This window comes from Methylocystis sp., assembly GCF_050246715.1.
Classification (GTDB): domain Bacteria; phylum Pseudomonadota; class Alphaproteobacteria; order Rhizobiales; family Beijerinckiaceae; genus Methylocystis.
On sequence record NZ_JBFWVN010000011.1, the window covers coordinates 56,102 to 62,433 of the forward strand.

Annotated in this window: 6 protein-coding genes; 3 read left to right on the plus strand and 3 right to left on the minus strand. The window is 64.6% G+C overall.

Annotation, left to right across the window (positions count from 1 at the left end):
• Positions 1-13: 13 nt before the first annotated feature.
• Positions 14-343: a PsiF family protein gene (locus AB7I51_RS06245; RefSeq protein WP_428403414.1), complete on the plus strand. Its 330-nt coding sequence runs from the start codon at positions 14-16 to the stop codon at positions 341-343.
• 43 nt (positions 344-386) lie between these two features.
• On the opposite strand, the gene AB7I51_RS06250 is transcribed toward AB7I51_RS06245, so the two are convergent.
• The gene (locus AB7I51_RS06250; protein WP_428403415.1) at positions 387-1,397 is read right to left on the minus strand and encodes a polyprenyl synthetase family protein; all 1,011 of its coding nucleotides are present in this window, start codon (positions 1,395-1,397) and stop codon (positions 387-389) included.
• A gap of 288 nt (positions 1,398-1,685) precedes the next feature.
• On the opposite strand from AB7I51_RS06250, the gene AB7I51_RS06255 reads away from it, so the two are divergent.
• Positions 1,686-2,363, plus strand: a complete 678-nt coding sequence (locus tag AB7I51_RS06255; RefSeq protein WP_428403416.1) for a tRNA1(Val) (adenine(37)-N6)-methyltransferase — start codon at positions 1,686-1,688, stop codon at positions 2,361-2,363.
• A gap of 206 nt (positions 2,364-2,569) precedes the next feature.
• Here the strand turns inward: AB7I51_RS06255 and AB7I51_RS06260 are convergent, their stop codons facing one another.
• Complete coding sequence (locus tag AB7I51_RS06260) at positions 2,570-4,120, minus strand: radical SAM protein (RefSeq protein WP_428403417.1); 1,551 nt, start codon at positions 4,118-4,120, stop codon at positions 2,570-2,572.
• 160 nt (positions 4,121-4,280) lie between these two features.
• Complete coding sequence (locus AB7I51_RS06265) at positions 4,281-5,366, minus strand: DUF2778 domain-containing protein (RefSeq protein WP_428403418.1); 1,086 nt, start codon at positions 5,364-5,366, stop codon at positions 4,281-4,283.
• 356 nt (positions 5,367-5,722) lie between these two features.
• Between AB7I51_RS06265 and AB7I51_RS06270 the strand changes: the two genes are divergently transcribed.
• Complete coding sequence (locus tag AB7I51_RS06270) at positions 5,723-6,070, plus strand: SDR family oxidoreductase (RefSeq protein ID WP_428403419.1); 348 nt, start codon at positions 5,723-5,725, stop codon at positions 6,068-6,070.
• The last annotated feature ends 262 nt before the right edge of the window (positions 6,071-6,332 follow it).

Sequence of the window (6,332 nt, forward strand, 5' to 3'; positions counted from 1 at the left end):
AGAAGAAACGTAAATGTTCACGAGCGTTAAATGCATTGCCGCCGGCGTTGTTTGCGCCAGCCTTTCCTTCGGCGCCGCGCTCGCGGAGCCAAAGACCTCAACGCCAGCAGGAAACGCGGCGACCACCTGGGCGCCGCCCGCCGAGATCGCGCCGAAGGCGGCTCCGGCAGAGGCGGCTGCGCCGAACGTCGAAGCGCCCGCCGCTACGGCGCAGCCTGCGCCCGCCGCCCCGGCGGCTAAGACGCATGCGCAGAGAGAAAAGGACTGCCGCGCGCAGGCCGACGCCAAAGGGCTTCACGGCAAGGAGCGCAAGCAGTTCAAGGCTGGCTGTCTGAAGGGCTGACGAAACGCCGCCGGCCGCCGTTGCACGGCTGGCCGGCGGCGCGTCAATAGACGCGATCGATGCAGAAGTCGACGACTTCGAGCAGTGCGCTTTTCCACGGCGAGGCCGGAAAAATCTCCATCGCGTCGCGCGCGATGGCGCCGTAGTGAGTCGCGCGCTCGATCGTATCGTCGAGCGCCTTGTGCTTCTTCATCAGTCCGCAGGCGGTCTCGACATCGCCGTCCTTGATCTCGCCCTTCTCCAGCGTGCGCCGCCAGAACTCGCGTTCTTTCTCATTGCCGCGACGGAAGGCGAGCACCACGGGCAGCGTGATCTTGCCCTCTCTAAAATCGTCGCCGACATTCTTGCCGAGCTTGACTGACGAGCCGCCGTAATCAAGCGCGTCGTCGATGAGCTGGAAGGCGATGCCGAGATTCATGCCATAGCTGCGCGCCGCGGCTTCGTCGGCCTTGGGCTTGCCGCCGAGCATCACGCCGACTTCGGCGGCGGCGGCGAAGAGCTCCGCCGTCTTGCGGCGGATCACGCCCATATAGGCGTCTTCCGTCGTGGTCGTGTCTTTCGCCGCGTTAAGCTGCATGATCTCGCCTTCGGCGATCACCGCCGCCGCTTGCGAGACGACGGTGAGCGGCGCGATCACGCCGGGCTCGACCATCATTTTGAAGGCGTGGCCGAGCAGGAAATCGCCGACGAGCACGCAGGTCTGATTGCCCCACAGCATGCGCGCGGCGATCTTGCCGCGGCGCATGTCGCTTTCATCGACCACGTCGTCATGGAGGAGCGTCGCCGTATGCATGAATTCGATGCCGGCGGCGAATTTCAGGTGCCCGTCGCCGTTGTAGCCGCACATGCCGGCGGTGGCGAGAACGAGCATGGGCCGCAAACGCTTGCCACCGGCGGAAATGAGATGGTTCGCGACCTCGGGGATCGTCGTGACGTCGGAGCCCATTCTCTGGATAATGAGCTGATTGGTGCGCTCGAGATCAGGGCCGATGAGTTCGAGGAGACTGTCGAGTCCGGCTTCCTTTTTTTCTTCCAACGGAATGACGATACCCACGGAGCCCCCTCGGCCTTGTCCCTAATCGCGCGAATTTACGGCTTTGGGAGGGAGGCGGCAAGTCGCAGGCGCAGGCGGAGCGCGCTAGCCCCCTCCCTGTCCCTCCCCCGCTGCGCGGGAGAGGGGACTCTTGCGAGCAGCATTGCGCGGCAACGTCGCGCAGATCCGTCGCGTTCGAAGAAGCGCCGAAACTTGCGCCCTCTCCCGCGATGCGGGGGAGGGCGGGCATGGGGGCCGGGCGCGAACGCACTTGCCCGTGGCGCCGCGTCATGGGAAGTTTCCTCTCATATGAACGAAGCGCGTTTCGACGGCTTTCTCGACGGGCGCCTGCGCCTGCGTCAAAGCGCCGCCGGTCATCGCGCCGGCACGGACGCCGTGCTGCTCGCCGGCGCGACGCCAGAAGAGCAGCAGGGGCTCATTCTCGATATCGGCGCCGGCGCGGGCGCGGTCGGGCTGATGGCGGCGTTGCGCGCGCCGCACGCGGCCGTCGGACTTGTCGATATCGACCTCGAGAGTTGCGCGCTCGCGCGCGAAAATGTCGCCGCGAATAATCTCGACGCGCGCGTGACGGTCTATGAAGCGGACGTTCTTTCGGCGATGTCGCGCCGCGCCGCTGGTCTCATCGACGAAAGCGCCGCGCTCGTTCTCACCAATCCGCCCTTTCATGAAGCGGGCAGGGTGCGCGTCACGCCCGACGCCGCCAAGGCCCGAGCACATGTCGCCAGCGCGCCGCTTGCCGACTGGGTCCGCGCCTGTCTCGCGCTGCTCGCGCCGAGCGGAAGTTTCGTGATGATCCACCGCGCCGACGCGCTCGCCGAATGTCTCGCCGCGGTCGAGGGAAGATTAGGGGGCGTGTCGATCACGCCCATTTACACACGAATCGACTCGCCGGCGACGCGCATTCTTCTTGCCGGCGTCAAAGGCTCGAAAGCGCCGCTGTCGATATCGAAGGGGATCGTTGTTTAGCGGCGCTATCAGGATTCTGATGCGCCGCAGTCCTCGCCCTCATCCTGAGGAGCCGCTTCGATCTCGGGCTGGCCCGAGTTCGGAGCGGCGTCTCGAAGGACGAGGGTGGGGAACCGGTCTATGGCTTCCTCGTCCTTCGAGACGCGAGCTTCGCTCGCTCCTCAGGATGAGGAAGCCCCGACGCGCGTTGGCGCTCGATGAAACCCTTACGCCGCGCGTTGCGGGGCGACCGGCGGGCTGGAGAGCTGCGGCTCCCAATAATTGCCCTTGTCGAACATGTGCCGCGCCTGAGCATATTGGAACATGATGCGGGCGGCGATGGTGATGGTCTCGGGCTTGCGCACGGCGGCGCCCCAGACCTTGTTCCACATGCGGCCTTCCGCCTCGCCCATCTTGCGCACGTCCATGCCGACCTGCATCGCCTGCTGTTCCACTTCGCGCAGCGATTTGGGATCGAAGGGCTGCGGCGCCGGCCCCTTGCGGTTGCGGCCGAAGGTTCTGATCATGTTCAGCATGCGCTCGCCGAAGGCGGCCGGCGAATAGAGCGCGTTGCAGAGATTCTGCATGCCGTCATGCAGCTCCTCCATGCTCATCGTCTGGCATTGGATATTGGAGCTCCACGGCACCGCCTGGGTCTCGACGCCGCCGGTGATCAAGCGGCCTTCACGCGAGATGCGGTCGAAGAGCGGCGTCGCTTCCGACGCCATTAGCGCGCCGAGGCTGAAGATCGGAATCGGCGTCGCCATGGCGAAATCATATTGCTGGGCGAAGACGCCCGGACCGTCGTGATCGAAGCCGACGATCATGCCGCCCATCACCGACATGCCGTGGTCGATAAGCTTCTGGATTTCGTCGACGAGGCTGATCTTCAAATTCTGCCGCTTGCCGGTCTCGCGCAGGCTTTCGATATTCGGCGTCTCGATGCCGACGAAGACCTGCGTGAGTCCTGCCGTGACACACATGTCGAGCAGTTCCTCGTCGCGCGTCGCGTCGATCGAAATCTGCGTGACGAATTCCATCGGACGATCGCGGCGCCAATGCGCGATCGCGGCGAGCAGTTCCTTGCAATGCGCCCGATAGGCGGTGAAATTGTCGTCGGCCAGAAAGGCGGTGCGATAGCCGGCGTTCCACAGCGCGTCGAGCTCGGCGATGACATTGGCGATCGGCTTATGGCGCTGCTTGCGCCCGAGATATTGAATGACGTCGCAGAATTCGCATTCGAACGGGCAGCCGCGCGAGGTCTGCACGGCGCCGAGAATCGCGCGGTCGTTGCGGTAGAGGTCCCAGCGCGGCAGCGGCGAGGCGGCGAGCGACGGCTTGTCGCCGACATAGCTGTCCTTCGGCTTGCCGGCGCGAAGATCGGAAAAGAGTTCAGCTGCGATTTCCTCGGTCTCGCCGCTCACCAGCACGTCGCAATGATCGCGCAGTCGGCCCGGCGACAGGCTGGCGTAGGGCCCGCCGATGATGACCTTCTTGCCGCGGCGGCGGAACTCGTCCGCGATGGCGATCATCCTGCCGCGCTGGCTGACCTTGCCGGTGATCGCGATCCAGTCGGCGGGATGGTCGAAATTCACCGGCTCGATCTGCTCTTCGCAGAGTTCGAATTCGAAGTCGCTGGGAGCCAGCGCCGCGACCGTCGCCGTGGCGAGGTCCGCCATCATCACGCCGCCCGGCGCGCCCGACGCAGCGAGCGCCTCGCCGCCGAAATAGGTTGGAAAATCGCCGGCAGGATTGATGAGATACATCGAAACGGTCATTAAAAAACCCCTCAAGCGTTCCGCTTTTGCAAGCTAATTGATCTGCGCGAGCCCGACAAGATTCTTGTCATAATTCCAAACAGCGCGATCGGGTCCGCAACGCCAACAAAAAAGCGGCCGAGCCGGCCGCTTCTTGGTTTTTGCGTATGAGATGAAATGCTTAGAGATGCGCGACCACCGCCAGCCGGCGAATTTCGCCGTTCTTGTAGGCGCGCAGGAAGGACTGATAGTCGCGGAAGGACACGCAGCCGTTCGAATCGCCGTTCGGTCCGAGCATATAGGTGTGGGCGAGCAGACCGGCGCGGCCGAAAATCGCGCCTTGGCCGCCGACCGGCGTCAGACGCAGCGCCTGGACGCCGTGGAACAGCGCCTCGCGCGGCGACAGATCATAGACATGGGGCGGGGTCGCGCCGCGCATCCGCAAATGGACGTAGCGCGGATCGTCGAGATGTTCGCGCAGGCCGGAATGCGCCTCGAGCTTTGTGCCATTCGGCAGATAGACCGTATGCGCGGAAATGTCATAGACGGCGGTGTAGCGGTCGTAGCGCGCCGCGGGTCCGACCGCCGCGCCGGCCGCACCGGAAACGCCGCCGAGGAGGCCGGATTTCAGGTCGGAGAGGGTTCCGCCGGTATCCGTCGACGCATAGGCGAGGGCCTGTCCGCGCGAGCGCTGCTGCTGCTCTTGCCGGGCCTCCTGCGCGGCGTCGCCAAGGCCGAAGACTTTTTCAAAGATCGAACGCTCGTCGGAAGGCGAGGCCGGCACGACGGTGGTGCGGGCCATGCGGCGCAGCGAGCCTTCATAGAGGCCGCGGCCGGCGACGGAGAGTTCGGCGGGCCGGCGCGGCGGCGTCGGCGCCTCGCCTGCGCCCTCGGCCGAGGCGATCTGGGCGTCGTCCGCCTCCAGCGGCACGGCGGCCGAAGGCGTGTGCGGGGCCGGCTGGATGCTGGCGTCGAGCCCGCCGCGCATCGTGGTGTCAGCCAGGGCCAGGCTCCGCGGCCGGCCGCCGAGGCCGACGATGGCGCCATAGGGGTTTGGCGCGGCGTAGGAAACGCGCGAATTTTGGGATTTCTGCGCGGCGGCGGTCTCGGCACCGGGGGTCGCGCGCTGCGACAGCGCCCAGAATCCCGCCGACAGGCTCACCGCGCAGGCCACGCCGGCGATGACCAGATGAGACGAGCTTTTGCGAGAATAAATACGCCGATCTAAAGAAATGACATCGAATGGCGCACTGATTCCTTGCATCATCCGCCCCTACCTCCGAACTGATCTTCCGTCGCGGGATTCTCGACTTCACCGACATTTGCGCGAGAGTGCGTCAATGTCCGGCGAAAGCCTGAACTGCGCGGAACGCCCGTACATATTCTCACCAGAACTAAACGGCCTTGCTTGGGCTGCTTTGGGGCGAATTCTTGTCGGAGTCGACGGTAAGAGCGAATAGTTAAGGCTTTGAAAATGCCGGGTTTCTGGAAACGCGCCGCGGCGGCGCCGCAAAGTTTGCGCGGCTTCGCCGCCGAATGGGGCGTCGCGGGGAGGGGTCGGAGCGAGTAGGGCCGGCGCCTAAACCCTCGCCGACTCAAGCCGCATTAAGATGAGAGGCCCTTTTGGGCCTGGAGTTCACTAGACGGCGAGGCTCGGTCGCGGGCTTAGATGCGTTCGGCCTCGGCGGCACAGTTTATAGCGGCACGAGATTCGCGGTCGTGGCGATTTCGGAAGGGCTGCGCCATGAGGTCGGCGACAAGATTCGCACGACCGTCATCATGCCCGGCGCCATCGACACGGAGTTGAAGTCGGGCACGTCGGACCCGGCGAGCCGAGAATTCGTCAACGCATTTTACGAGCAGGCGTTTCCTGTCGATTCGATCGCCCGCGCGATTCGCTGCGCGATCGAACAGCCGGCGAATGTCGATGTGAACCAGATTGCGATCAGACCGACGGCGCAGGAGTTTTGAGGGGAGATTTTGCGCTGTCGGCATCGACTGGCGATGGCGGTCGAAGGTCGAATCGAACGCCTGCTTATGACCCAAAGCGGGCCTCTGAAAGCCTGCAAATTACTTTTTCGATTTTCCAATTGTGATCGTGGCTCCGGTTAGCCCGTCTTATTCGTGACGGCGCGACTTTCGGCGTCGTCGTGATGTCGGGCGGCATGGCCGCGCGGCGGCGTTCGGGTTTTTCACCCCTTCTAGGACCGCACTTTATGGAACGCGTTGGAGG

What these genes read in the sequence shown, in the direction of transcription:
- AB7I51_RS06245 (WP_428403414.1), top strand. Translation starts at nt 14, where the DNA reads ATGTTCACGAGCGTTAAATGCATTGCCGCCGGCGTTGTTTGCGCCAGC.
- AB7I51_RS06255 (WP_428403416.1), top strand. Translation starts at nt 1,686, where the DNA reads ATGAACGAAGCGCGTTTCGACGGCTTTCTCGACGGGCGCCTGCGCCTG.
- AB7I51_RS06260 (WP_428403417.1), bottom strand. Translation starts at nt 4,120, where the DNA reads ATGACCGTTTCGATGTATCTCATCAATCCTGCCGGCGATTTTCCAACC.
- AB7I51_RS06265 (WP_428403418.1), bottom strand. Translation starts at nt 5,366, where the DNA reads ATGATGCAAGGAATCAGTGCGCCATTCGATGTCATTTCTTTAGATCGG.